Here is a 24,372-nt window from a genome sequence, read left to right as displayed (position 1 = left end):
GTGCGTCACTCCCGACGCGGGAGCCTCTTCTGCCCCTAATGTAGGACCGCCGACGGCGGCGGGACAGAAGAATTGGCTGATTTTGCGCTTATTTACCCAACTTTGCACTCATTCAAAGGGCGGCGGCGCCAGTACTTCGCGGTTACCGTTATGGCCCTGTTCGCTGACAATGCCCTGCGCTTCCATCTGTTCGATAATACGCGCGGCACGGTTATAGCCGATGCGGAACTGGCGCTGCACCCCGGAAATCGACGCTTTACGCTTCTCGGTCACAAAGCTGACCGCCTGATCGAACAGCGGATCCAGCTCTTCACCACCGTCGAAGCCACCGCCGCCGCCTTCGCTTTCGCTGTCGGAGGTAATGCCGTCTACATACTGCGGACGACCGCGGGCTTTCCAGTCCTGAACCACGGCGTGGACTTCCTGGTCGCGAACAAACGCCCCATGGACGCGCACCGGCGTGGTGGAGTTCGGCCCGGAGTAGAGCATGTCCCCCATCCCGAGCAGCGATTCCGCACCGCCCTGATCCAGAATGGTACGCGAGTCAATTTTGCTCGACACGGTAAAAGCGATGCGCGTCGGAATGTTGGCCTTAATCAGACCGGTAATGACATCCACCGACGGACGCTGCGTCGCCAGCACCAGGTGGATCCCCGCCGCACGCGCTTTCTGCGCCAGGCGAGCGATCAGCTCTTCCACCTTCTTACCGACGGTCATCATCAGGTCGGCGAATTCGTCCACCAGCACCACAATGTACGGCAGCTTTTCCAGTACCGGGTGCACGGCGTCCATACTGTCGCCAGGCTTCCAGTACGGATCCGGGATCGGACGCCCCATGCGCGCCGCTTCTGCAATCTTCTCGTTATAGCCCGCCAGGTTACGCACGCCCAGCGCCGACATCAGCTTGTAGCGACGCTCCATCTCGTTGACGCTCCAGCGCAGCGCATTGGCGGCGTCTTTCATGTCGGTAACCACTTCCGTCAGCAGGTGCGGAATACCTTCGTAGACCGACAGCTCCAGCATTTTCGGGTCAATCATGATGAAACGCACATCTTCCGGCTGCGCCTTGTAGAGCATGCTGAGGATCATGGCGTTGACGCCGACCGACTTACCGGAACCGGTGGTACCGGCCACCAGCAGGTGCGGCATTTTCGCCAGATCGGCCACCACCGGATCGCCGGCGATGTCTTTACCCAGCACCACGGTCAGCGGCGACGGGTTATCACGGAACTTGCTGTTGTCGAGCACTTCACGCAGGTAGACGGTCTGGCGCTTTTTATTCGGCAGCTCAAGCCCGACATACGGTTTACCCGGGATCACCTCCACCACGCGCACGGCGACCGTGGACAGTGAACGCGCCAGATCCCGTGACAGGTTAGAGATTCGCGCCGCTTTGACGCCAGGCGCCAGATTCAGTTCGAAGCGGGTGATCACCGGCCCCGGCGAGTAGTTCACCACATCCGCTTTAATGCGGAAATCGGCGAGTCGCGCTTCCACCAGTCGTGCCATCTGCTCGAGAGCAAAGGTATCCACCGGCTCGACTTCACTGGGCGGCGGCGTAAGCAGATCCAGCGACGGCAGCGGCGTCGTCGGCTTTTGCAGCGGTCGACTATCGCCATTGCGCATCAGCAGCGGGTGGATCAGGCTCTCCTGCGGCGCAGGCGCGGCATGCTGATGCCCCGGCGGGGTAACCGGCTGGTGGTGAGGCACGGACTGCGGCGCAGTCTGGTAAGGCTGCGGCGGTACTGGCTGATGGTGTACCGGCTGGTGCTGCGCAGGTTGATAACCCTGCTGCGGAACGGCGGCCGGTTGTTGATAGTGCTGGGCTGGCTGCTGCGGCTGTACTTCCGGTGTCGGCGTAAACAGCGGCTCGCTCGGCCCCTCATTGACCAGGGTTTTCATCGGCGAGAATTCGTAATCCGCCGGCGAGAACGGATTGGCGCCCGGCGGCTGCTCGGAGGCGTAGCGCTGCTGCTGGGTGGCGGCAAACTGGCGCGCCAGCTCCGCTTCCGCCGCGGCGTCGGCATCATCGTCATCAGTCGCGTTATCGTCTTCCCAGCGATGGCCATAGCGCTGCTGTTGAGTGGCGGCGAACTGGCGAGCCAGTTCATCCTGCTCCATAGCATCTGCTTCCTCATCGGAGAGCAGCCCATCATCATAATGGGGGTCTCGCTCCGCCTGCCGCGCGCGCTGTTCTGCTTCACGCTGCGACGGTAGCTTGATGCCGTAGGAGGCCAGTTCCCGACGCGTCGGTACGCGAACGCGATTAGGCCGCGGTAGTTTTGGACCAATGCCCTCTTTCACCTGTACCCGCGGTCCGCTGGAGGCCGGGCTGAACAATGGCGCCGTCGCTGCGGACGCGGCGGTCGCCGTCGTCGCGGCCGCTGAGCCGCCGCTGGCAGCCGTTGCCTGATGCACCCCGGCCGCCACCGCAGAAACCACGGTTGACTCCACGGGCGGTTTGGACGGGGCGGCTGGCGGCGTCAGCGGTTTGGTGGCGATCGGGCTTTCCGGCTCCGGAATAGGCTGATACCAGGAAGCCAGCAGCTCGCGTTCGCGCGCCCGTTTCTCTTCCACTTCCTCGAAGTAATAGAGCGGCGGGCGTTTCACTTCTTCCTGCACGGCCTCAGGCTCTGGCTGCGCGGCAGGTACCGGCGCGGGCTCAGGCTGATACGCCTGCGGCGCGGGCTGGCCGGCATGCGGATCGTAACTCGGCTGCTGATACTGTGCAGGCTCGGGTTGATACCCCTGCGGCGTGGGCTGACCGGCATGCGGATCGTAAACCGGCTGCTGATACTGTGCAGGCTCGGGTTGATACCCCTGCGGCGCAGGCTGACCGGCATGCGGATCGTAAACCGGCTGCTGATACTGTGCAGGCTCGGATTGATAGCCCTGCGGCGCAGGCTGTTGTCCGGCATGCGGATCGTAAACCGGCTGTTGATACTGCGCTGGCTCTGGCTGATACGCCTGCGGCGCGGGTTGCCCCGCTGGCGGCTGATAAGCAGCCTGCTGGAACGGGGCGGGTTCAGGCTGGTAGGCCTGCTGCGGCGGATAGCTGGCTTCTGGCTGATAAGCCGGCGCAGCGCCCTGATGGCCCGCCGTCGACTCGCCCCACGCCTGCGGCGCGGCAGTGGCCGCCGCCGCTGCGCCCACCGGCTCAGCGATACTGTGGCCGTTCAGCAACGGATCGTAAGGGTCGAAATCGCCCGGGCGCGCGGCGCTGGCGCCGGAAAATAGCACATCATTCTCTGCGGGACGCGCGGCGCTGGCGCCGGAAAACAGTACATCGTCGGCGGCGACAGGCGCACCGCTGGCGCTGTACTGCACGGCCTCGTCCCCGTCGTCCATCCGTTTGCCGGAGAAAAGCGCCGCGTCGGTTTTACGCCCCATAGGGTTGGTAAACTTCTCGGCCAGACGTTTACGCCGCGCCAGCGCGCTGCGCAAGATACGGGCCCGACGCGACTCCTGGGGGGTTGCCGCCTCTTCGTCGTCGTACTCTTCATCGTCGTCTTCGTATTCGCCTTCATCGACCCAGGTATCATCCCGACGGGTGCGGTTGCTGGCAAAGGTGAGTACGGACAGGATGCCGCCGCCCAGTTTTTCCGCAATGCTGACCCACGACCAGCCGGTAAACAGCGTCAGGCCGGCCGCCCAGATGCACAACAGAGCGATGGTGCCGCCGCTGCTGTGCAGCAGCGGTTGCAGGGTGGTGCTCAGCAGGCTGCCAATCACCCCGCCAGAGGCGAAGTACCAGATATCATCGGCGTTAATCGCCGCCAGACCGCAGGAGGTCAGGATCAGGGCTAACGCACCGATGAGACGCAGAGAAACGGCGAAATAATCAATGTATTCGTCGTTTTCCTGATGCCGCCAGGCAAACCAGCATCCGCCGATGATGATCACCGGGATGGTATAGGCCATGACGCCAAAAATGAAAAACAGGGTATCGGCAAGCCACGCGCCGGGGGCGCCGCCTAAATTATGAATAGGCTCATGCCATGCCGTTTGCGACCAGCTTGGGTCCGAGGGGTTAAAGCTCAGTAATGCCGCCATCAGCCAGATGGCGAAGAGGGAGCAAAGGATGAGCATCGCCTCAAGGAGTCGGCGCCCGCTGCTGAGTTTGGTAAGTTTGACTTCTTTGTCTTCGGTGTATTCCTGGCTCAAGAAAGGCTCTCCAGGTATCAGGCTGTTTCCTGCCTGCTGCTAAAACGGACAACAGCGCCGGGTCTCCCCGGCACTGTTGCTGTATGGATTAACAGGAGTGTAATCAAACTACGTCGAGTTTGCACCTGTTCCGTGTTAGCGCGTCTTAATAACCAGACGATTACTTTGCTTGACTTCTTCCATTACCACATAGGTACGGGTGTCGTTAACGCCCGGCAGGCGCAGCAAGGTCTCGCCCAGTAATTTACGATACGCTGACATATCCGGTACGCGGGTTTTCAACAGATAGTCGAAATCACCGGAAACCAGATGACACTCTTGAATTTCTTCAAGTTTTTGCACTGCGGCGTTAAATTGCTCAAACACATCCGGTGCGCCACGATTCAGAGTAATCTCAACAAATACCAGAAGTGATGCATCCAGATAATGCGGGTTGAGCAGCGCCGTATAGCCCTGAATAAAACCCTGTCTTTCAAGACGACGCACACGCTCAAGGCAAGGCGTCGGAGAAAGTCCCACCCGTTTAGAAAGCTCGACGTTAGAAATTCGCCCATCTTTTTGCAATTCATTCAGGATGTTACGATCAATGCGGTCGAGATCTTTGCCAGGGCGCTTCTTGCTATCTACCATTATTATTGTCTCTCTGTATTCCTTCCCTACTCCTGTTCCGGCTCTGTGCCTTCACTGCCAGAGCCCATCCTGTTATTACCCGTACGACATTAGGTAACCCAGGGGTACGTGAGAAGCCCGTTGCCTGACGGCAGTCACCGATATCACGCATGGCGTCTGTCCACACCATGCGTAGATTTCGTTAACCCGGATAAAAATGGCATTTGCGTGCATGAAAATTCGCCGCACGCCAAATACTGCTTTTTTTCTTCCTTGAATGTTTTCGCAAAAGCACAGGGGATTGTCAAAGCAAAACATCGATTTTTAGTACAAGATGCCAGATATTCATCATCCACCCTGGTTGATTCTCATTTTTTCGTCTTATAATTGTCCCGCCAACAGTAGAAATAGTTATATTCCTTGCCGGGAAAATCGCCAATTCATCGGCCGCTTCTATTGCACACATCGTTAACAAAATCGCTGCGCTCTTTTTTTACGACAACAAATTCCCTACAATCCCAGCCCAATGTATGCCAATTATTATGGGGATCTCATGGGCACAGCCAAACACAGTAAACTGCTTATTCTTGGTTCTGGACCTGCGGGATACACCGCGGCGGTCTATGCCGCGCGCGCCAACCTGCAGCCGGTGCTGATCACCGGGATGGAAAAAGGCGGTCAGCTGACCACCACGACGGAAGTGGAAAACTGGCCAGGCGATCCGAACGATTTGACCGGTCCGCTGCTGATGGAGCGCATGCACGAGCATGCCGCGAAATTTGAAACCGAGATTATTTTCGACCATATCAGCCGCGTCGACCTGCAAAACCGGCCGTTCCGTCTGACCGGCGACAGCGGCGAATACACCTGTGACGCGCTGATTATCGCCACCGGCGCTTCAGCCCGTTACCTGGGCCTGCCTTCCGAAGAAGCCTTCAAGGGCCGCGGCGTTTCCGCGTGCGCCACCTGTGACGGATTCTTCTATCGCAACCAGAAAGTGGCGGTGATCGGCGGCGGCAACACCGCGGTTGAAGAGGCCCTGTATCTGTCGAACATCGCCTCTGAGGTACATCTGATCCACCGTCGCGATTCCTTCCGTGCGGAAAAAATCCTCATCAAACGCCTGATGGACAAAGTGGCAAGCGGCAACATCGTGCTGCATACCGATCGCACCCTCGAAGAGGTGACCGGCGACCAGATGGGCGTCAGCGGCCTGCGTCTGCGCGATACCAAAAACAGCGACAACGTCGAGTCCCTGGAAGTAGCCGGTCTGTTTGTCGCCATCGGCCACAGCCCGAACACCGCCATCTTTGAAGGTCAGCTGGAGCTGGAGAACGGCTACATCAAAGTGCAGTCCGGTATCCACGGCAACGCGACCCAGACCAGCATCCCGGGCGTGTTTGCCGCCGGCGATGTCATGGACCATATTTATCGTCAGGCTATCACCTCCGCCGGCACCGGCTGCATGGCGGCGCTGGACGCTGAACGTTACCTCGACGGTCTGGCTGACGCGTGCAAATAATCTTTACAAGTCAGTAACAAAGGTAAAGAAGGCGACGAAAAGTCGCCTTTATTTTTGCCGCGATGTAACATTGCCGTGCCCAATATTCCCATAACGACACCTGCTAAGCGCGCAATGAATAAAACCCGTCAACAAGAGTTAACCCGCTGGTTAAAACAGCAAAGCATTATCTCCCGTCGCTGGTTGATGATTTCCCGCCTCCTCGGCGTGGCGAGCGGTCTGCTGATCGTGGCGCAGGCCTGGTTCCTGGCGCGGATCCTGCACCGGATGGTGATGGAGAATATTCCTGCGACCGCCCTGCTGCTGCCGCTGACCCTGCTGGTGCTGACCTTTGTGCTGCGCGCCTGGGTGGTCTGGCTGCGTGAACGGGTCGGCTTTCAGGCCGGACAGCATATTCGCTATGAAATTCGCCGCCAGGTGCTCGACCGTCTCCAGCAGGCGGGCCCGGCGTGGATCCAGGTTAAACCGGCCGGCAGCTGGGCGACGCTTATCCTCGAGCAGATCGACGATATGCATGACTATTATGCCCGCTACCTGCCGCAGATGACGCTGGCGGCCTGCGTGCCGCTGCTGATCGTTATCACTATTTTCCCGATCAACTGGGCCGCCGCGCTGATCCTCCTCGGCACCGCGCCGCTGATCCCCCTGTTCATGGCCCTGGTTGGGATGGGCGCCGCCGATGCCAACCGGCGTAACTTCCAGGCGCTGGCCCGCCTCAGCGGCCACTTCCTCGACCGTCTGCGCGGCATGGAAACCTTGCGTATTTTTCACCGTGGTCAGGCCGAAACGGATAATATTCGCGACGCCTCGCAGGACTTTCGCCAACGCACCATGGAAGTCCTGCGCCTGGCGTTCCTCTCCTCCGGAGTACTGGAGTTTTTCACCTCGCTCTCCATTGCGCTGGTAGCGGTTTATTTCGGCTTCTCATACCTGGGCGAGCTTAACTTCGGCCACTATGGCGCGGGCGTCACGCTGATGGCGGGCTTCCTGACGCTGATCCTCGCCCCGGAGTTTTTCCAGCCATTACGCGACCTGGGCACCTTCTACCATGCCAAAGCCCAGGCCGTCGGCGCTGCGGACAGTCTGAAAACGTTTATGGAAACCCCGCTGACCCAGGTGGAGCGTGGCGAAAAAACCTTAAATGATAACGATCTGATTGGCGTGGAAGCGCGCGATCTGCTGATTAAATCCCCCGACGGGAAAGTCCTCGCCGGGCCGCTGAATTTTTCACTGCCTGCAGGCGCGCGGGTGGTGCTGGTGGGACAGAGCGGCTCAGGGAAAAGTTCCCTGCTGAACACCCTGCTCGGCTTTTTGCCCTATGAAGGTTCGCTGAAGGTCAACGGCGTGGAGCTGCGCGAGCTGGACGCCGATCGCTGGCGTCGCCTGTTAAGCTGGGTGGGGCAGAATCCCCAGCTTCCTGCCGCCACGCTGCGGGAAAATGTGCTGCTGGCGTGGCCGGAAGCCAGCGATGCCCAGCTTCGGCTGGCGCTGGACAAGGCCTGGGTGAGCGAGTTTATCGCTCTGCTGCCGGATGGGATCCATACCGCCGTGGGCGATCAGGCGGGCCGTCTGTCGGTCGGCCAGGCGCAGCGTATCGCGGTCGCCCGCGCGCTGTTGGTGCCGTGCCGCCTGCTGCTGCTGGATGAACCCGCCGCCAGCCTCGACGCCCATAGCGAACAACGGGTCATGCAGGCGTTGACCCACGCCTCCACCCAGCAAACCACGCTGCTGGTTACCCATCAGCTTGAGGGACTGGCGGACTGGGATGCCGTCTGGGTGATGCAGAACGGACAGATTATCGAACAAGGCGACTACGCCACGCTGGCCCGCGCCGGCGGGGTCTTCTCGGCGCTGTTGGCCCATCGTCAGGAGGAGATTTAAATGCGTGCGCTCTTACCCTATCTGGCACTGTATAAACGCCACAAATGGATGCTGCTGCTCGGCATCGTACTGGCTATTGTGACCCTGCTGGCCAGTATCGGCCTGCTGACGCTCTCCGGCTGGTTTCTCTCCGCCTCTGCGGTGGTGGGCGTCGCCGGGATCTACAGTTTTAACTATATGCTGCCCGCCGCGGGCGTCCGCGGCGCAGCGATTATCCGTACCGCCGGACGCTATTTCGAGCGTCTGGTCAGCCACGATGCCACCTTCCGCGTGCTGCAGCACCTGCGCGTCTTCACCTTCAGCAAACTGCTCCCCCTCTCTCCGGCGGGGCTGGCGCGCTTTCGCCAGGGGGAACTGCTCAACCGCGTAGTCGCCGACGTCGACACCCTGGATCATCTCTACCTGCGGGTCATTTCGCCGCTGGTCGGCGCGCTGGTGGTGATTGTGGTGGTGACCTGCGGATTAAGCCTGCTCGATGTTACCCTCGCGCTGACGCTCGGCGGCATCATGCTGGTGACCCTGCTGGTTATGCCGCCGCTGTTCTATCGCGCCGGTAAACCGGCCGGAGAGAGTATGACCCAGCTGCGCGGTCAGTATCGACAACAGCTTACCGCCTGGCTGCAGGGCCAGGCGGAGCTGATGGTGTTTAACGCCAGCGACCGCTATCGCGCGCAAATGGAAAAAACCGAGCTCAGCTGGCAGGACGCGCAGCGTCGCCAGGCCGAGCTGACCGCGCTTTCACAGGCGCTAATGCTGTTAATTGGCGGAATCGCCGTGGTGGCCATGCTCTGGCTGGCCTCAGACGGCGTCGGCGGCAACAGTCAGCCCGGGGCGCTGATCGCCCTATTCGTCTTCTGCGCCCTGGCGGCTTTCGAAGCCCTGGCGCCCGTCACCGGCGCTTTCCAGCATTTAGGTCAGGTGATCGCCTCCGCGCTGCGGATCTCGCAGATCACTGACCAGCAGCCGGAAGTCTCCTTCGTTGAGGGCGAGGCCAGCAGGCCTGCGCAGGTGGCCTTAACCTTCAGGCAGGTCACCTTCCGCTACCCGCAGCAGCCCTCCCCCGCCCTGGAGAACATCTCCCTGCAGATTGCCGCCGGGGAACATATCGCTATTCTTGGCCGAACCGGCTGCGGAAAGTCGACGCTGTTGCAGTTGCTCACCCGCGCATGGGATCCGGCGCAGGGAGAGATATTGCTCAACGACCAGCCGCTGTCCGGGCTGAGCGAAGCCACCCTGCGGCAGTCAATGAGCGTGGTGCCGCAGCGCGTGCATCTGTTCAGCGCCACCCTGCGCGACAACCTGCGGCTGGCGGCGCCTGAGGCTGATGACACTCTGCTCTGCGCCACCCTTGAGAAGGTAGGCCTGGAAAAACTGCTGGAAGATGGCGGACTCAACGGCTGGCTGGGCGAAGGCGGACGCCAGCTTTCCGGCGGCGAACTGCGCCGGCTGGCCATTGCCCGCGCGCTGCTCCACGATGCGCCGCTGATGCTGCTGGATGAACCGACAGAAGGTCTGGATGCCGCCACCGAAAGCCAGATCCTGCATCTGCTGGCGGAAGTCATGCGCGAGAAAACCGTGCTGATGGTCACCCACCGCCTGCGAGGCCTGGCGCGTTTTAATCAGATAATAGTCATGGACAACGGCCAGATAATTGAGCAAGGTAGTCACGCGGAGCTGCTCGCTAAACAGGGCCGGTACTTCCAGTTTAAACAGCGTCTGTAGGCTATTATCTAATTTTTGCTGATGCGTATTGAGGTTAAAATGCGTCTGGTTCAGCTCTCCCGGCATTCTATCGCCTTCCCTTCTCCGGAAGGCGCCCTGCGTGAACCTAACGGCCTGCTGGCGCTCGGCGGCGATCTAAGCCCCGCGCGTCTGCTGATGGCCTATCAGCGTGGTATTTTTCCCTGGTTTTCCCCCGGCGACCCGATCCTCTGGTGGTCGCCCGATCCCCGGGCAGTGCTTTGGCCGGAGCAGTTCCATCTCAGCCGCAGCATGAAGCGCTTTCATCAGCGCTCCCCCTACCGCGTCACGCTCAATCATGCCTTTGGCGAGGTGATTGAGGGCTGCGCCAGCGATCGTGACGAAGGCACCTGGATAACCAGCAGCATCGTTCGCGCCTATCACCAGCTGCATGAGCTGGGCCATGCCCACTCTATTGAAGTCTGGCAGGAGAATACCCTTGTGGGGGGAATGTACGGCGTGGCGCAGGGGGCGTTGTTTTGCGGCGAGTCGATGTTCAGCCGGGCGGAAAATGCCTCTAAAACCGCGCTGCTGGTATTTTGCCAGGACTTTGCGCAGAGCGGCGGTAAATTAATTGACTGTCAGGTGCTGAACAACCACACCGCGTCATTAGGCGCAGTGGATATTCCCCGCCGCGATTATCTGGACTATCTCTCGGTATTACGCGGCTACCGTCTACCCGAGCGATTTTGGGTACCACGGGTGCTATTTCCGGGCGGATAATAAAATGTTTTCAGCACATTTTGCGTCAGGATGGTATAATTGCGCGGTAGAGTAGCTTCTGCCTGTTGCCCCGCCGCCGTTTGGGAATAATAAGAGTCAGATAACGCCCATCGTTCTGTCACTCCCCTTTACGTTTGCGCCTGTCACGCGGCATGGCCGTGTGTGTCCCGGGCAATGCGCCAAAACTACTTCGGCGATTCATACCCGTCATATTTCCATTGCCGGCGTGCTGACTGCGCGCCTTGCGGTAAGGTGAATGATTCAGGGTAGACACGTAAAACTTTACTTACATGATGAACTTCGGCATTATCTTGCCGGTTCAAAACTACGGTAGTGATACCCCAGAGGACTAGATGGCCAAAGAAGACAATATTGAAATGCAGGGCACCGTACTTGAAACGTTGCCTAACACTATGTTCCGCGTAGAACTGGAAAACGGTCACGTGGTAACCGCGCATATCTCCGGTAAAATGCGTAAAAACTACATCCGCATTCTGACGGGCGACAAAGTGACTGTTGAGCTGACCCCGTACGACCTGAGCAAAGGCCGCATTGTCTTCCGTAGTCGCTGATTGTTTTCGCCACTAAGGCGTCAGATGCTGAAGGCCGGGATAATTCCCGGTCTTTTCATTTCTACCGCCAGCCAGCAAAAAAAAACCGGCCAATGGCCGGTTTTTACATGCAAGATATCGCCTTAGTGGGCGGCTTCCGGTTTGTGCTTCGGCGCGCTCTGGAAGTCGTAAGTCAGCGTATTTTTCACGCTGTCCAGAGAGACCGTCACCTGCCCCCCGTCGACCAGCGAGCCAAACAGCAGCTCGTTCGCCAGCGGTTTTTTCAGGTTGTCCTGAATGACGCGTCCCATCGGACGTGCCCCCATCGCCCGGTCGTAGCCTTTTTCCGCCAGCCAGTCGCGCGCTTCCTGGCTGACTTCCAGGGAGACGCCTTTCTGATCCAGCTGAACCTGCAGCTCGACGATAAACTTGTCGACAACCTGATGGATCACCGTGGTGGAGAGGTGATCGAACCAGATAATGTTGTCGAGACGGTTACGGAACTCCGGCGTAAAGATCTTCTTGATCTCATCCATTGCATCCGGACTGTTGTCCTGCTGGATAAGGCCAATCGATTTACGCTCGGTTTCCCGCACCCCGGCGTTAGTGGTCATCACCAGCACCACGTTGCGGAAGTCCGCTTTACGTCCGTTGTTATCGGTCAGCGTTCCGTTATCCATCACCTGCAGCAGCAGGTTGAACACGTCCGGATGCGCTTTTTCGATCTCATCGAGCAGCAGCACCGCGTGCGGATGTTTAATCACCGCATCGGTCAGCAGCCCGCCCTGATCGAAGCCGACGTAGCCCGGAGGCGCCCCGATTAAACGGCTGACGGTATGACGTTCCATATATTCGGACATATCAAAACGCAGCAGCTCAATACCCAGCGCCTTCGCCAGCTGCACGGTCACTTCGGTTTTCCCCACCCCGGTCGGCCCGGCGAACAGGAATGAACCCACCGGCTTGTGCTCATGGCCCAGCCCGGCGCGCGCCATTTTGATGGCTTCCGTCAGCGCCTCGATGGCCTTATCCTGACCAAAGACCAGCATTTTCAGTCGATCGCCAAGGTTTTTCAGCGTATCGCGATCGCTGCGGGAGACGCTCTTCTCAGGGATCCGCGCAATGCGCGCCACCACTGACTCGATATCCGCCACATTAACCGTTTTCTTACGCTTGCTGACCGGCATTAAGCGCGCCCGCGCCCCTGCCTCGTCAATCACGTCAATCGCCTTATCCGGCAGATGACGATCGTTAATATATTTCACCGCCAGCTCAACCGCGGCACGCACCGCCTTGGCGGTATAACGCACATCGTGGTGCGCTTCGTACTTCGGCTTCAGGCCGTTGATAATCTGGACGGTCTCTTCCACCGACGGTTCGGTAATATCAATTTTCTGGAAACGGCGGGCCAGCGCACGATCTTTCTCAAAGATGTTGCTGAACTCCTGGTAAGTGGTGGAGCCAATCACCCGGATCTTGCCGCTGGAAAGCAGCGGTTTGATCAGGTTAGCCGCATCGACCTGACCGCCAGACGCCGCCCCCGCACCGATGATGGTGTGGATCTCATCAATGAACAGGATGCTGTTGGTATCCTGCTCCAGCTGTTTGAGCAACGCTTTAAAGCGTTTTTCAAAATCGCCACGGTATTTCGTCCCGGCCAGCAGAGAACCAATATCGAGCGAGTAGATGGTGCAGTCAGCCATGACTTCCGGCACATCGCCCTGCACAATACGCCAGGCAAGGCCTTCGGCGATGGCGGTTTTACCGACGCCGGATTCCCCCACCAGCAGCGGGTTATTTTTACGCCGACGGCACAGAACCTGAATGGCGCGCTCCAGCTCTTTTTCACGGCCGATCAGGGGATCAATGCCGCCGACGCGAGCAAGCTGATTGAGGTTGGTGGTGAAGTTTTCCATACGTTCCTCCCCGCCGGCTTGCTCTTCATTGCCAGGCTGGCTTCCGCTGTTATCGGAAGACTGGCTCGGCTCGTCTTTGCGTGTACCATGAGAAATGAAGTTCACCACATCGAGTCGGCTCACTTCATGTTTACGCAGCAGGTAGGCGGCCTGCGACTCCTGCTCGCTGAAAATCGCCACCAGCACGTTGGCGCCGGTCACTTCGCTGCGGCCAGAAGATTGCACGTGGAAGACGGCGCGCTGCAGCACACGCTGGAAGCTCAGCGTCGGCTGGGTGTCGCGCTCTTCTTCCGTGGCTGGCAGGACGGGTGTGGTTTGTTCGATGAAGGCTTCAAGTTCCTGACGCAATGCCACCAGGTCCACTGAACACGCTTCCAGGGCCTCACGGGCCGAGGGGTTGCTTAGCAGAGCCAGCAGCAAGTGCTCGACGGTCATAAACTCATGACGGTGCTCGCGCGCTCTGGCGAAAGCCATATTTAAACTGAGTTCCAGTTCTTGATTGAGCATAGGCACCTCCCCCAATTTTCATGCCTGTATTCAGGCTTTTTCCAGCGTACACAGCAATGGATGCTCGTTCTCCCTCGCGTACTGATTCACCATAGCGACTTTGGTCTCCGCCACTTCCGCGGTAAACACGCCACAAATCGCCTTACCTTCATAGTGAACCGTGAGCATCAGTTGCGTTGCACGTTCAACATCATAAGAAAAGAATTTTTGTAACACGTCAATAACAAACTCCATTGGAGTGTAGTCATCATTGACCAATATCACTTTATACATAGATGGCGGTTTAATCGCATCACGAACTTCGTCGTCAACCAGGTGCTCGAAGTCCAGCCAATCTCTCTTACTCATCGTCAGTGTTCATCATCGGTTGCTGTTGCCAACAGGCGGAGGCCTGTCGATGACCAGAGGTTATGCTCATCACAAATCTACAACAGATCATAGATAACTATCATCTATCGCTTCTATCCGCGACGGCTGTCACATTCCCCGGCAATAGCGTTAACTGCTTCAAATTTTGACGCATTTTTCGCCGCTCCCCCTCCTCAATCGCTTGACGCGTTTTCGTATTTCTCTAAATTGTAGTGGCGAGAGTTGGCGAGCAATTGAACAACTCGTCACTCCACCACCGGTTCATTCCATCTTACTAATAAAGATTTACGAAGGATGTCGAAGTATGGAAATGGGTACTGTTAAGTGGTTCAACAATGCCAAAGGGTTCGGTTTTATCTGCCCTGAGGGCGGCGGCGAAGACATTTTCGCCCATTACTCCACCATCCAGATGGATGGTTACAGAACGCTAAAAGCCGGACAAGCCGTTCGGTTTGATGTTCACCAGGGGCCAAAAGGCAACCACGCCAGCGTGATCGTCCCTGTGGAAGCGGAAACGGCTGCATAACTCTTTTGCTTCATTGTGTACATCCTGCTAATAAAATGCCAGTCCTTCTGACTGGCATTTTTATTTCTCATCCCGACTACTCCCGCGCCAGGGCATCCACCGGATCGAGCCGCGCCGCATTGCGCGCCGGCAGCCACCCAAACAGCACCCCGGTTAACGTCGAACAGAGAAACGCTGTCACCAGCGCCAGCGGCGAAAAACCGATCTCCCAGCCGGGGAGAAACAGCTGCAGAATAAACGCAATCATCAGCGACAATGTCACCCCCAGCGCGCCGCCGACCAGGCAAACCAGCACCGCTTCGATGAGAAACTGCTGCAGCACATTGCTGGCCCGGGCGCCAACCGCCATGCGGATGCCTATCTCACGCGTTCGTTCGGTCACCGACACCAGCATAATATTCATCACGCCAATCCCGCCGACCACCAGGGCGATCACCGCCACCAATGTGAGGAACAGCTGTAAGGTATGTGTGGTCCTTTCGGCGGTTTTCAAGATGCTGTCCATATTCCAGGTGAATACATCTTTTTTACCATGCCGCAGCTCCAGCAAACGCAGCAGCTGTTTTTCAGCGGTGTCGCTGTCATAGCCTTCATGAACGCGGACGGTGATCGAGTTCAGCCACGACTGGCCCATCACCCTTCCCGCCATGGTGGTGTAGGGCAACCAGACGCGGAGAATTTTACTGCTGCCGAACATCGACTGCTTTTCATCCGCAACGCCAATCACCGTGGCCGGCATATTGCCCACCAGAATCACCTCGCCCACCACTTTCGCTTTGTTGGGAAACAGCTGGCGACGGGTATTGCTGTCGAGCACCACCACCTGCGCCCGGCTGTTGAGCTGCAGCTCATTAAAGGTATTGCCCTCGCTAAAGGTCATGCCGTAAACATTAAAGTATTGCGGCCCCACCCCTTCCGCGCTGGCGGCTACGTCAATATTGTTGGCGCGCAGACGCAGGCTTTTTGACACCGCCGGCGTAGCGGAACGCACCCACGGCTGTTTCTGGATCGCCAGCAAGTCGTCATACTTCAGCGCCTGTTGATAGCGCGGGTCGTCATCGCCAAAATCCTTGCCAGGGTAGACGTCAATGGTATTGGTGCCTATCGCGCGAATATCTGCCAGCACCATCTGTTTGGCGGCATCGCCCACCACGACGATCGACACCACCGAGGCAATCCCAATAATAATGCCGAGCATGGTCAGCAGGGTGCGCATTTTATTCGCCGCCATCGCCCGCCAGGCCATGACCAGCGCCTCACGAAAGCCGCTGGTGAACTGACGCCACGCCGAGGGCTCCTCCTGCTGACGGGCGCGCAGCCCACCGCCCTGGCGGCTGGCGGAGGGGTTGCGGACGATTTCGCCATCGCGGATCTCGACGATCCGCTCCGCCTGAGCGGCGACCTGCGGATCGTGAGTGACAATGATGACCGTGTGCCCCTGCGCTTTCAGCTGGTGCAGGATCGCCATCACCTCTTCGCCGGAATGGCTGTCCAGCGCGCCGGTCGGCTCATCGGCGAGGATCACTTCCCCACCGTTCATCAGGGCGCGGGCGATACTGACCCGCTGCTGTTGGCCGCCGGACAGCTGCGACGGCTGATAGTCGGCGCGATCGCCAAGCCCCAGGCGCGCCAGCAGCTCATGAGCGCGCGCCAGGCGCGCCCGCCGTTCACTGCCAGCATACACCGCCGGCACTTCGACGTTCTGCGCGGCGGTCAGATGCGACAGCAGGTGATAGCGTTGAAAGATAAAACCAAAGTGTTCCCGCCGCAGACGGGCCAGCGCATCGCCATCCAGCTGCGCAATATCGGTTCCCGCCACCCGATAGGTGCCGCTGGTGGGTTTATCAAGGCAGCCAAGGATGTTCATCAGCGTTGATTTACCCGAGCCGGAGGCGCCCACGATCGCCACCATCTCCCCGGCATGGATACTGAGGGTGATCCCCTTGAGGACCTCAACGCTGCCGTCGCCGGAAGGATAGCTGCGACGAATATCACGCAGCTCGAGCAGGGCCGTCATTTTGCCGCCCCGCTCGCGCTCTCGCCGACGATCACCTCATCCCCCTCTTCAAGCCCCTGCACCACCGCGACGTCGGTATCATTGCGCGCGCCAATGACAATTTCACGCTCTTTGACCTCGCCGGTACGCAACAGCCGGACGTGGTAGCGGTTATCACCGACCGCATCGCCCAGGGCGCTCAGCGGGATGGTGATCACGTTCTTTACCTCGGCCAGTTGAATATGCACCTGCGCGGTCATGTCGAGGCGCAGGATCCCCTGCGGGTTCGGGACCTCGAAGCGGGCATAATAGAAGATGGCGTCATTGACTTTTTCCGGCGTCGGCAGAATGTCCTTCAGCTTGCCTTCATAGCGGGTTAACGGGTCGCCCAGCACGGTAAACCACGCCTTTTGCCCCGGTCTGAGATGGATGACATCCGCTTCGGAGACCTGCGCTTTAACCAGCATGGTGCTGAGGTCCGCCAGAGTCAGAATGTTCGGCGCCTGCTGGGCAGCGATCACCGTCTGTCCCTGCAGGGTGGTAATTTGCGTCACTTCGCCAGCCATCGGCGCCAGGATCCGCGTGTAGTCGAGGTTGGTCTTCGCGGTGTCGAGCGTCGCCTGGTTGCGCTTAATTTGCGCTTCAATGGTGCCGATTTGCGCCTGTTTCACCGCCAGGTCGGTGGCCGCGGTATCGAGGTCCTGTCGCGAGACCAGCTGGCGCTGCGCCAGCTGCTGCTGACGGGCCAGGGTCACCTGTGCCAGCTTACTCTCCGCGCGCGCCTGATTGAGCTGGGCGCGCAGCTCCATCAACGTCGCTTCCACCTCTTTGATCTGGTTTTGCGCCTGCTCAGGATCGATAACCCCCAGCAGTTGGTCCTTTTTGACCTTATCGCCGATATTCACGTGCAGCGTCTTCAGCTGTCCGCTGACCTGGGCGCCGACGTCAACTTTTCGCAGGGCATCCAGCTTGCCGGTAGCCAGCACGCTCTGCTGGAGGTCGCCTTTGCGCACCACCAGTGTCTGGTAGTGCGGCAGCGGCGCGTTGAGGATCTGCCATCCCCAGACCGCCAGACCCAGCACCACGATCGCCAACAGCCACCAGACGGTCCTGCGTTTTCCCTTCACTTTCATATTCCGATTCCTGCTGTTTCCCTGCCGCTCCAGGCGGTGATTCTATCGAAACCCATTGGCAACAGAACATCCATTTTTCGCGCCAATGACGTTTTGTTTAGCTGCCGGAGAGCTTTGCGCCACCGAGCTCCCCGACGGCGAAGAGATTAATCGGCGCGACCGCGGGCCAGCCACAGTACCCGCGAGAACATTTTTTTCAGCAGCGTCGGCACTGCGTCCACCCCACGGCGGCCGGCTTCCATTGCCACCTCAATCGCCAGGTCCGGCTTGGATGAACGATGAATGGCCTTGGTGATCACCCGCCGCATATTCATGGGCACATTATCCGGGATCTGCGCCACCCGGTGGTAAACGTCATCAAATCCCTGACGATACATAAAGTGTTCCATATCCAGCGCCGGCAGAGTGGTCAGATGGTCGCGCTCCAGTTCGCGATCGTTATTCAGCAGGCCGCGTACGGTCGCGGCATATTTTTTCCCTGCCTCATCGCCGTCCACCAGCACGTGCCACTGGATCCCCATCCGGCGGGCGAATTTGATCAACGGCTTCAGGCCCGACTGGGCGAATTCAATGACTTTCACCCCTTCAGCATCAAAATGATGGCCGCACTGGCGGGCCAGTTCGTTGATAACCCAGGTTTCCGTCTCCCCCTCCACCAGCAACCAACAGCGGGCGAAGAGCGATGAGGCGCGATTGAAGCGGATATGAAAGGCAATGCGCCGACTCTCTTCGGCATTCATTCCGCCGGGCCCCAGCCGCCATGCCGACACCCGCGCCGATTCACGCACCAGCCGACACACCTGCTCCACCGGCGTCAGGGACAGCAGCTCTCCGGAGTTGGTGGTGGTCACCCGCTGCAACGGCAGCAAATTCAGCAGATGCCAGGCGACGGAGAGCATGATCGGATGCAGGCGGGTCTCGGGATCTTCAATCAACAGCAGCGGCCGCGCGTCGCGATCGAGGCGCACCGTCCCTTTCGCCTGCAGCAGGGTGGCGAACAGCCCCAGCAGGATCACCCGATGGCTGCGCCCGCCGGGCTTGTCGATCATCCGGTTGATAATATCCAGATAACGCCAGCTACGCTGTTCATCATGGGAACGCCGCCGCATCAGGCGATGTCGCGTCTGGGCGCTGCTTTGCTCGGCAAAATAATGCTCCAGCAGCTGCACCATGGCCGACAACCCCTCGCGGATCTGACCGTCGGATAAATTTTGCGGGTGGCTGACCAGTTCGCGGGACAGAAAATCCAGCTGGCGGGCGGTGATCTCTATCTGCGGCGAGTGCGGTACCGTTCCGTTATGAATGCGCCGCATAAAGCGCGCGTCGCGCAGACGCAGCACCGGCATCAAACGCACCAGGTGTCTGGCCAGCTCATCGATATCCTCCAGCGCCAGCGCTTCGCCTTCGCCATCGATAAAACTGCGCAGGGTCATCACGCTGTCGTCATCGGCAAGTTCGCCTTCCAGGCGGTAGAACACCCGGTGATACCCGTCATCACAGGGCACCCAACAGCGCTGAAGCGGACGGAAACGCCGCACCCGATGGCGTCCCGGCTCCGTTTCGCGGAAGGTCAGAATAATATGCAAATGGTGCTCGCGCCCCTGGATGTCGCCCGCGGGGAACCAAAAGTCATCGCGAACAAAGTGATAAAGATCGAACTCTGGCGACAAAAGCAGGGTCAGCGCATCAAGCAGACTGGACTTCCCCCACGCGTTTTCCCCGATCAGGACGTTATTTTGCTCGAGCATCAACGACAGACGATTGATACCGCGAAAACCGACGATTTCTACGCGCTCAAGAAGCATATCCCCTCCGCTAAACCACCACTCTCCTTCAGTAATCAACAGTATAGCGAGGGCGGCGGCAAGATGACACTCCGCTTGGTCACCTCGCGCATCCTATTCAGGAGGTTAAATATATTCATAAAATTACACACTTACCGCCTATTAACCGCTGTTGATTATTCATCAAACAAAATAGTTTTATTTCAGACGTTATGTTCTACACTATTGATAATCTTGGATGGATATAGGAATAGTTAAACTGGCAAACGCAATCCCTTCACCTTGCCCTAAATCAAATAATATCAATATATTTAACTGGCTCTGGGATGGCGATTATCTCTAGAATAACGCCGCTTTATTTTTATCGTCGTCCCTTATCACGATAAATAAAGAACGGCACGGTCCGCTCGTGCGCGTATACATTTAAATTGAGGTGGTTATGTTCAGAAAATTAGCAGCCGAATGCTTCGGCACCTTCTGGCTTGTATTTGGCGGCTGCGGTAGCGCCGTCCTTGCCGCAGCATTTCCCGAGCTGGGTATCGGTTTTGCCGGCGTGGCGCTGGCATTTGGTTTAACCGTATTAACCATGGCGTATGCGGTTGGCCATATTTCCGGCGGTCATTTCAACCCGGCGGTGACCTTAGGCCTGTGGGCCGGCGGTCGTTTCCCGGCGAAAGAGGTCATTGGCTATATTATCGCCCAGGTGGTCGGCGGAATTATTGCCGCCGCGGTGCTGTACGTAGTGGCCAGCGGTAAAGCCGGCTTTGATGCCGCCGCCAGCGGTTTTGCCTCCAACGGCTATGGCGAACACTCCCCGGGCGGCTTCTCTATGCTGTCGGCTATCGTTATTGAAATCGTACTGACCTGCGGCTTCCTGCTGGTTATCCATGGCGCTACCGACAAACACGCGCCTGCGGGCTTCGCGCCGATCGCTATCGGCCTGGCGCTGACCCTCATCCATTTGATCAGCATTCCGGTCACCAACACCTCAGTCAACCCGGCGCGCAGCACCGCGGTGGCGATTTTCCAGGGCGGTTGGGCGCTGCAGCAGCTGTGGCTGTTCTGGGTCATGCCGATCGTCGGCGGGATCCTCGGCGGCGTGCTATACCGCACTCTGCTGGAAAAACGCGATTAATCTTTTCTAAAGCCCGGGTCCCCGGGCTTTTTCTTTCTGGCGACAGCTTTACTCGGCCCGGCTATTTGGATAGTGTCATGAGCGCTATTCTCATCATGCAAGGGTTGCATCGTTCATGTTCTCGGGACTGTTCATCATTCTGTTGCCGCTGGTCGTCGGCTATTTACTGCCTCTTCGTCACTCCTCCGCGTTAAAACTGATTAACCGGATGCTGAGCTGGATTGTCTATGTGATCCTCTTTTTTATGGGTATCAGCCTGGCGTTTCTCGACAATCTGGCCAGCAATCTGCTGGCGATATTGCATTACGCCTCGGTGAGCGTGGTCATCATTTTACTGTGTAATATTACCGCTCTGCTGTGGCTGGAAAGAAAAATGCCCTGGCGCAGTCTGCATCGTCAGGAGAAATTACCCTCGCGCCTGGCCATGGCCCTGGAATCACTCCAGCTGTGCGGTGTGGTGGTGCTCGGTTTCTTGCTTGGCCTGACCGGCCTGTCTTTTTTACAACACGCCACCGAAGCCAGCGAATATACGCTGATCTTTCTCCTGTTCCTCGTCGGTATTCAATTACGCAATAATGGAATGAGTCTGCGACAAATAGTCCTCAACCGGCGGGGAATGATCGTCGCCGTGGTGGTCACGGCCAGTTCATTACTCGGCGGCATCCTCAACGCCTTTATTCTGGATTTGCCGCTAAAGACCGGTCTGGCGATGGCCAGCGGCTTCGGCTGGTATTCACTCTCCGGTATTTTACTGACCGAATCCTTTGGCCCGGTGATCGGCAGCGCGGCGTTCTTTAACGACCTGTGCCGCGAGCTGCTGGCCATCATGTTAATTCCGGGCCTGATTCGCCGTAGCCGCTCCACGGCGCTGGGGCTGTGCGGCGCCACCTCCATGGACTTCACCTTACCGGTGCTGCAGCGTTCCGGCGGCGTGGAGATCGTCCCTGCCGCCATCGTGCACGGTTTTCTGCTGAGCCTGCTGGTCCCGATCCTGATCGCCTTTTTTGCCGCCTGAGCAGGCGCTGGCGGCAGACTTCCTGCCGCCAATTTTGCGCTAAATCAATCTCCCTTTAAGTTGTATCAGAAATACCTTTTCTCCTCACGCGCTCGGGCATAACCTTAAACATGTATATCAAATATAACTTTAAAGGTGTGACCATGTTTTGTGTGCAATGTGAACAAACCATTCGTACCCCGGCCGGCAACGGCTGCTCTTACGCGCAGGGGATGTGCGGTAAAACAGCGGAAACCTCCGATCTACAGGATCTGCTGATTGCGTCACTGCAAGGCCTCTCCGCCTGGGCGCTCAAGGCCCGCGAATATGGCATTATCGACCACGACGTCGATAGCTTTGCGCCGCGCGCTTTTTTCTCTACGCTGACTAACGTTAACTTCGACTCCCCGCGTATAGTTGGCTATGCGCGCCAGGCTATCGCCATGCGTGAAGCGCTTAAAGCGCAGTGCCTGAACATTGATGCCCACGCGACGGTTAACAATCCGATGGCCGCTCTGCAACTGGCTAGCGACGATCTGGGCGACCTGCAGCGTCAGGCGGCGGAATTTACCCCGAACAAAGACAAAGCGGCCATCGGCGACAACATTCTCGGCCTGCGCCTGCTGTGCCTGTACGGCCTGAAAGGCGCTGCGGCTTATATGGAGCACGCGCACGTTCTCGGCCAGTATGACAACGACATCTACGCCCAGTACCATAAAATCATGGCATGGCTGGGTACCTGGCCTGCCGATATGAACGCGCTGCTGGAGTGCTCAATGGAGATCGGCCAGATGAACTTCAAAGTCATGAGCATTCTGGACGCCGGTGAGACCAGCAAATACGGTCATCCGACCCCAACCCAGGTCAACGTTAAAGCGACCGAGGGCAAGTGCATCCTGATCTCCGGCCATGACCTGAAAGATCTCTATAACCTGCTGGAGCAGACCGAAGGCACCGGCGTTAACGTCTATACCCACGGGGAAATGCTGCCGGCGCACGGCTATCCGGAGCTGCGTAAATTCAAACACCTGATTGGGAACTACGGCAGCGGCTGGCAGAACCAGCAGGTGGAGTTCGCCCGCTTCCCGGGCCCCATCGTCATGACCTCTAACTGCATCATCGACCCCACCGTCGGCGCCTACGACGATCGTATCTGGACCCGCAGCATCGTCGGCTGGCCGGGCGTGAACCACCTGGAAGGTGAAGACTTCGCGCCGGTTATCGCCCAGGCGCAGCAGATGGCTGGCTTCCCGTACAGCGAAATCCCGCATCTGATCACCGTCGGCTTTGGCCGTCAGACCCTGCTCGGCGCGGCGGACACACTGATCGATCTGGTCAGCCGGGAAAAACTGCGTCACATTTTCCTCGTCGGCGGCTGCGATGGCGCCCGCGGGGAACGTAACTATTTCACCGATTTCGCCACCAGCGTGCCGGACGACTGCCTGATCCTGACCCTGGCCTGCGGTAAATACCGCTTCAACAAGCTGGACTTCGGCGATATCGAAGGCCTGCCGCGTCTGGTGGATGCCGGGCAGTGCAACGATGCCTACTCGGCGATTATTCTGGCGGTCACGCTGGCGGAAAAACTGGGCTGCGGCGTCAACGATCTGCCGCTGTCGCTGGTGCTTTCCTGGTTCGAGCAGAAAGCGATCGTCATCCTGCTGACGCTGCTGTCTCTCGGCGTGAAAAACATTGTCACCGGCCCGACGGCTCCTGGCTTCTTCACTCCGGATCTGCTGGCTATCCTCAATGAGAAGTTTGGTCTGCGTTCCGTGACCACCGTGGAACAAGATATGCAGCAGCTGCTGAGCGCGTAAGGAGTCCCTGATGACCATGCCAACCTCACAATGCCCGTGGCGAATGCAGGTGCATCACATCCATCAGGAAACGCCGGATGTGTGGACCGTTTCATTGCTCTGCCATGACTATTATCCGTACCGTGCCGGGCAGTACGCCCTGGTCAGCGTACGTCATTCGGCAGAGACCCTGCGCGCTTACACTATTTCGTCCACGCCGGGCGTCAGCGAATATATTACGTTGACCGTTCGCCGTATTGACGATGGCGCGGGCTCACAGTGGCTCACCCGCGACATAAAGCGCGGCGACTATATCTGGCTGTCCGACGCGATGGGGGATTTCACCTGCGAGGATAAGGCGGATGATAAGTTCCTGCTGCTGGCCGCTGGCTGCGGCGTCACGCCGATCATGTCGATGCGCCGCTGGCTGGCGAAGTACCGTCCGCAGGCCGACGTGCAGGTGATCTATAGCGTTCGTTCGCCGGAGGATGTGATCTTTGCCGAAGAGTGGCGCAACTATCCGGTTACCCTGGTGGCGGAGCACCACGCGACGCACGGTTTTGTCGCCGGCCGTCTGACCCCGGAACTACTGCAGAGCGTGCCGGATATCGCCAGCCGCACCGTGATGACCTGCGGGCCAGCGCCGTATATGGAGAAAGTTGAACAGGACGTTGCCGCCCTGGGTGTTACCCGCTTCTTTAAGGAGAAGTTCTTCACCCCGGTGGCGGAGGCCGCCACCAGCGGGCTGAAATTCACCAAACTGCAGCCGGCGCGAGAATTTTACGCGCCGGTGGGCACCACCCTGCTCGATGCGCTGGAGAGCAATCAGGTGCCGGTGACCGTCGCCTGCCGCGCCGGCGTCTGCGGCTGCTGCAAAACCAGAGTCGTTTCCGGGGAGTATAGCGTCACCAGCACCATGACGCTGACCGACGGCGAAATCGCCGACGGCTATGTGCTGGCCTGCTCCTGTCACCCGCTGGGCGATCTGGTTCTGGCCTGACCTTAAAAGGCCGGATGACGCTAGGT

Annotated in this window: 17 protein-coding genes; 10 read left to right on the top strand and 7 right to left on the bottom strand. The window is 58.6% G+C overall.

Going from position 1 to position 24,372, the window contains the following annotated elements; genetic code table 11:
* Positions 1 to 108: 108 nt before the first annotated feature.
* Both ftsK and lrp read right to left on the bottom strand, forming a co-directional pair.
* Positions 109 to 4,164, bottom strand: coding sequence for a DNA translocase FtsK (gene ftsK / locus ABLX76_RS21545; RefSeq protein WP_348875278.1), 4,056 nt, complete (start codon positions 4,162 to 4,164; stop codon positions 109 to 111).
* Positions 4,165 to 4,299: 135 nt separating this feature from the next.
* Positions 4,300 to 4,794 (bottom strand): leucine-responsive transcriptional regulator Lrp, encoded by a 495-nt coding sequence (gene lrp / locus ABLX76_RS21540; RefSeq protein WP_000228469.1) that lies wholly within the window; start codon positions 4,792 to 4,794, stop codon positions 4,300 to 4,302.
* A 532-nt stretch (positions 4,795 to 5,326) separates the two neighbouring features.
* Here lrp and trxB point away from each other — a divergent pair.
* From trxB to infA, 5 genes are all read left to right on the top strand, one after another.
* Positions 5,327 to 6,295, top strand: coding sequence for a thioredoxin-disulfide reductase (gene trxB, locus ABLX76_RS21535; protein ID WP_002898019.1), 969 nt, complete (start codon positions 5,327 to 5,329; stop codon positions 6,293 to 6,295).
* Positions 6,296 to 6,409: 114 nt separating this feature from the next.
* Complete coding sequence (gene cydD, locus ABLX76_RS21530; protein WP_348875277.1) at positions 6,410 to 8,176, top strand: cysteine/glutathione ABC transporter permease/ATP-binding protein CydD; 1,767 nt, start codon at positions 6,410 to 6,412, stop codon at positions 8,174 to 8,176.
* A complete protein-coding gene (gene cydC / locus ABLX76_RS21525; RefSeq protein ID WP_023289007.1) occupies positions 8,177 to 9,898 on the top strand; it encodes a cysteine/glutathione ABC transporter ATP-binding protein/permease CydC in 1,722 nt (573 codons plus the stop codon). It begins immediately after the preceding gene.
* A 39-nt stretch (positions 9,899 to 9,937) separates the two neighbouring features.
* On the top strand, positions 9,938 to 10,639 hold the full coding sequence (gene aat / locus ABLX76_RS21520) for a leucyl/phenylalanyl-tRNA--protein transferase (protein WP_023289006.1): 702 nt from the start codon (positions 9,938 to 9,940) through the stop codon (positions 10,637 to 10,639).
* 353 nt (positions 10,640 to 10,992) lie between these two features.
* Complete coding sequence (gene infA, locus ABLX76_RS21515) at positions 10,993 to 11,211, top strand: translation initiation factor IF-1 (protein WP_001040187.1); 219 nt, start codon at positions 10,993 to 10,995, stop codon at positions 11,209 to 11,211.
* 122 nt (positions 11,212 to 11,333) lie between these two features.
* On the opposite strand, the gene clpA is transcribed toward infA, so the two are convergent.
* On the bottom strand, positions 11,334 to 13,613 hold the full coding sequence (clpA, locus tag ABLX76_RS21510) for an ATP-dependent Clp protease ATP-binding subunit ClpA (protein ID WP_032455257.1): 2,280 nt from the start codon (positions 13,611 to 13,613) through the stop codon (positions 11,334 to 11,336).
* Positions 13,614 to 13,643: 30 nt separating this feature from the next.
* On the bottom strand, positions 13,644 to 13,961 hold the full coding sequence (gene clpS, locus ABLX76_RS21505; protein ID WP_002896520.1) for an ATP-dependent Clp protease adapter ClpS: 318 nt from the start codon (positions 13,959 to 13,961) through the stop codon (positions 13,644 to 13,646).
* Between the two features lie 325 nt (positions 13,962 to 14,286).
* Between clpS and cspD the strand changes: the two genes are divergently transcribed.
* Positions 14,287 to 14,508 carry a cold shock-like protein CspD gene (gene cspD, locus ABLX76_RS21500; RefSeq protein WP_002896516.1) on the top strand — a complete coding sequence of 74 codons (222 nt, stop codon included), beginning with the start codon at positions 14,287 to 14,289 and terminating at the stop codon, positions 14,506 to 14,508.
* Between the two features lie 76 nt (positions 14,509 to 14,584).
* On the opposite strand, the gene macB is transcribed toward cspD, so the two are convergent.
* From macB to ABLX76_RS21485, 3 genes are all read right to left on the bottom strand, one after another.
* The gene (macB, locus tag ABLX76_RS21495) at positions 14,585 to 16,525 is read right to left on the bottom strand and encodes a macrolide ABC transporter ATP-binding protein/permease MacB (RefSeq protein ID WP_348875275.1); all 1,941 of its coding nucleotides are present in this window, start codon (positions 16,523 to 16,525) and stop codon (positions 14,585 to 14,587) included.
* Positions 16,522 to 17,637 (bottom strand): macrolide transporter subunit MacA, encoded by a 1,116-nt coding sequence (gene macA, locus ABLX76_RS21490; RefSeq protein WP_050532922.1) that lies wholly within the window; start codon positions 17,635 to 17,637, stop codon positions 16,522 to 16,524. Before macA ends, macB begins: the two co-directional genes overlap by 4 nt.
* 146 nt (positions 17,638 to 17,783) lie before the next feature.
* Complete coding sequence (locus ABLX76_RS21485; protein ID WP_023289003.1) at positions 17,784 to 19,442, bottom strand: ATP-dependent endonuclease; 1,659 nt, start codon at positions 19,440 to 19,442, stop codon at positions 17,784 to 17,786.
* A gap of 418 nt (positions 19,443 to 19,860) precedes the next feature.
* Here ABLX76_RS21485 and aqpZ point away from each other — a divergent pair, with 418 nt between their 5' ends.
* The 4 genes from aqpZ (at position 19,861) to hcr (ending at position 24,346) form a co-directional block, all read left to right on the top strand.
* Positions 19,861 to 20,556: an aquaporin Z gene (gene aqpZ, locus ABLX76_RS21480; RefSeq protein ID WP_004201355.1), complete on the top strand. Its 696-nt coding sequence runs from the start codon at positions 19,861 to 19,863 to the stop codon at positions 20,554 to 20,556.
* A 115-nt stretch (positions 20,557 to 20,671) separates the two neighbouring features.
* Positions 20,672 to 21,571 (top strand): lysine exporter LysO family protein, encoded by a 900-nt coding sequence (locus ABLX76_RS21475; RefSeq protein WP_048334579.1) that lies wholly within the window; start codon positions 20,672 to 20,674, stop codon positions 21,569 to 21,571.
* Positions 21,572 to 21,714: 143 nt separating this feature from the next.
* Positions 21,715 to 23,367 carry a hydroxylamine reductase gene (gene hcp, locus ABLX76_RS21470; protein WP_023289000.1) on the top strand — a complete coding sequence of 551 codons (1,653 nt, stop codon included), beginning with the start codon at positions 21,715 to 21,717 and terminating at the stop codon, positions 23,365 to 23,367.
* A gap of 10 nt (positions 23,368 to 23,377) precedes the next feature.
* Positions 23,378 to 24,346, top strand: a complete 969-nt coding sequence (gene hcr, locus ABLX76_RS21465; protein WP_243806366.1) for an NADH oxidoreductase — start codon at positions 23,378 to 23,380, stop codon at positions 24,344 to 24,346.
* Positions 24,347 to 24,372 lie beyond the last annotated feature (26 nt).

This window comes from Klebsiella sp. JB_Kp004 (genome assembly GCF_040065795.1).
In the GTDB taxonomy this organism is placed as follows: domain Bacteria; phylum Pseudomonadota; class Gammaproteobacteria; order Enterobacterales; family Enterobacteriaceae; genus Klebsiella; species Klebsiella quasipneumoniae.
The sequence above is the reverse complement of the archived record's forward strand: the minus strand, read 5'-3'. Positions and strand labels throughout refer to the sequence as shown.

Coding starts and splice junctions, on each gene's coding strand:
- macB (WP_348875275.1), bottom strand. CDS start 16,525: ATGACGGCCCTGCTCGAGCTGCGTGATATTCGTCGCAGCTATCCTTCC.
- aqpZ (WP_004201355.1), top strand. CDS start 19,861: ATGTTCAGAAAATTAGCAGCCGAATGCTTCGGCACCTTCTGGCTTGTA.
- macA (WP_050532922.1), bottom strand. CDS start 17,637: ATGAAAGTGAAGGGAAAACGCAGGACCGTCTGGTGGCTGTTGGCGATC.
- lrp (WP_000228469.1), bottom strand. CDS start 4,794: ATGGTAGATAGCAAGAAGCGCCCTGGCAAAGATCTCGACCGCATTGAT.
- cspD (WP_002896516.1), top strand. CDS start 14,287: ATGGAAATGGGTACTGTTAAGTGGTTCAACAATGCCAAAGGGTTCGGT.
- trxB (WP_002898019.1), top strand. CDS start 5,327: ATGGGCACAGCCAAACACAGTAAACTGCTTATTCTTGGTTCTGGACCT.
- ABLX76_RS21485 (WP_023289003.1), bottom strand. CDS start 19,442: ATGCTTCTTGAGCGCGTAGAAATCGTCGGTTTTCGCGGTATCAATCGT.
- aat (WP_023289006.1), top strand. CDS start 9,938: ATGCGTCTGGTTCAGCTCTCCCGGCATTCTATCGCCTTCCCTTCTCCG.
- clpA (WP_032455257.1), bottom strand. CDS start 13,613: ATGCTCAATCAAGAACTGGAACTCAGTTTAAATATGGCTTTCGCCAGA.
- hcp (WP_023289000.1), top strand. CDS start 21,715: ATGTTTTGTGTGCAATGTGAACAAACCATTCGTACCCCGGCCGGCAAC.
- cydC (WP_023289007.1), top strand. CDS start 8,177: ATGCGTGCGCTCTTACCCTATCTGGCACTGTATAAACGCCACAAATGG.
- clpS (WP_002896520.1), bottom strand. CDS start 13,961: ATGAGTAAGAGAGATTGGCTGGACTTCGAGCACCTGGTTGACGACGAA.
- hcr (WP_243806366.1), top strand. CDS start 23,378: ATGACCATGCCAACCTCACAATGCCCGTGGCGAATGCAGGTGCATCAC.
- infA (WP_001040187.1), top strand. CDS start 10,993: ATGGCCAAAGAAGACAATATTGAAATGCAGGGCACCGTACTTGAAACG.
- ABLX76_RS21475 (WP_048334579.1), top strand. CDS start 20,672: ATGTTCTCGGGACTGTTCATCATTCTGTTGCCGCTGGTCGTCGGCTAT.
- cydD (WP_348875277.1), top strand. CDS start 6,410: ATGAATAAAACCCGTCAACAAGAGTTAACCCGCTGGTTAAAACAGCAA.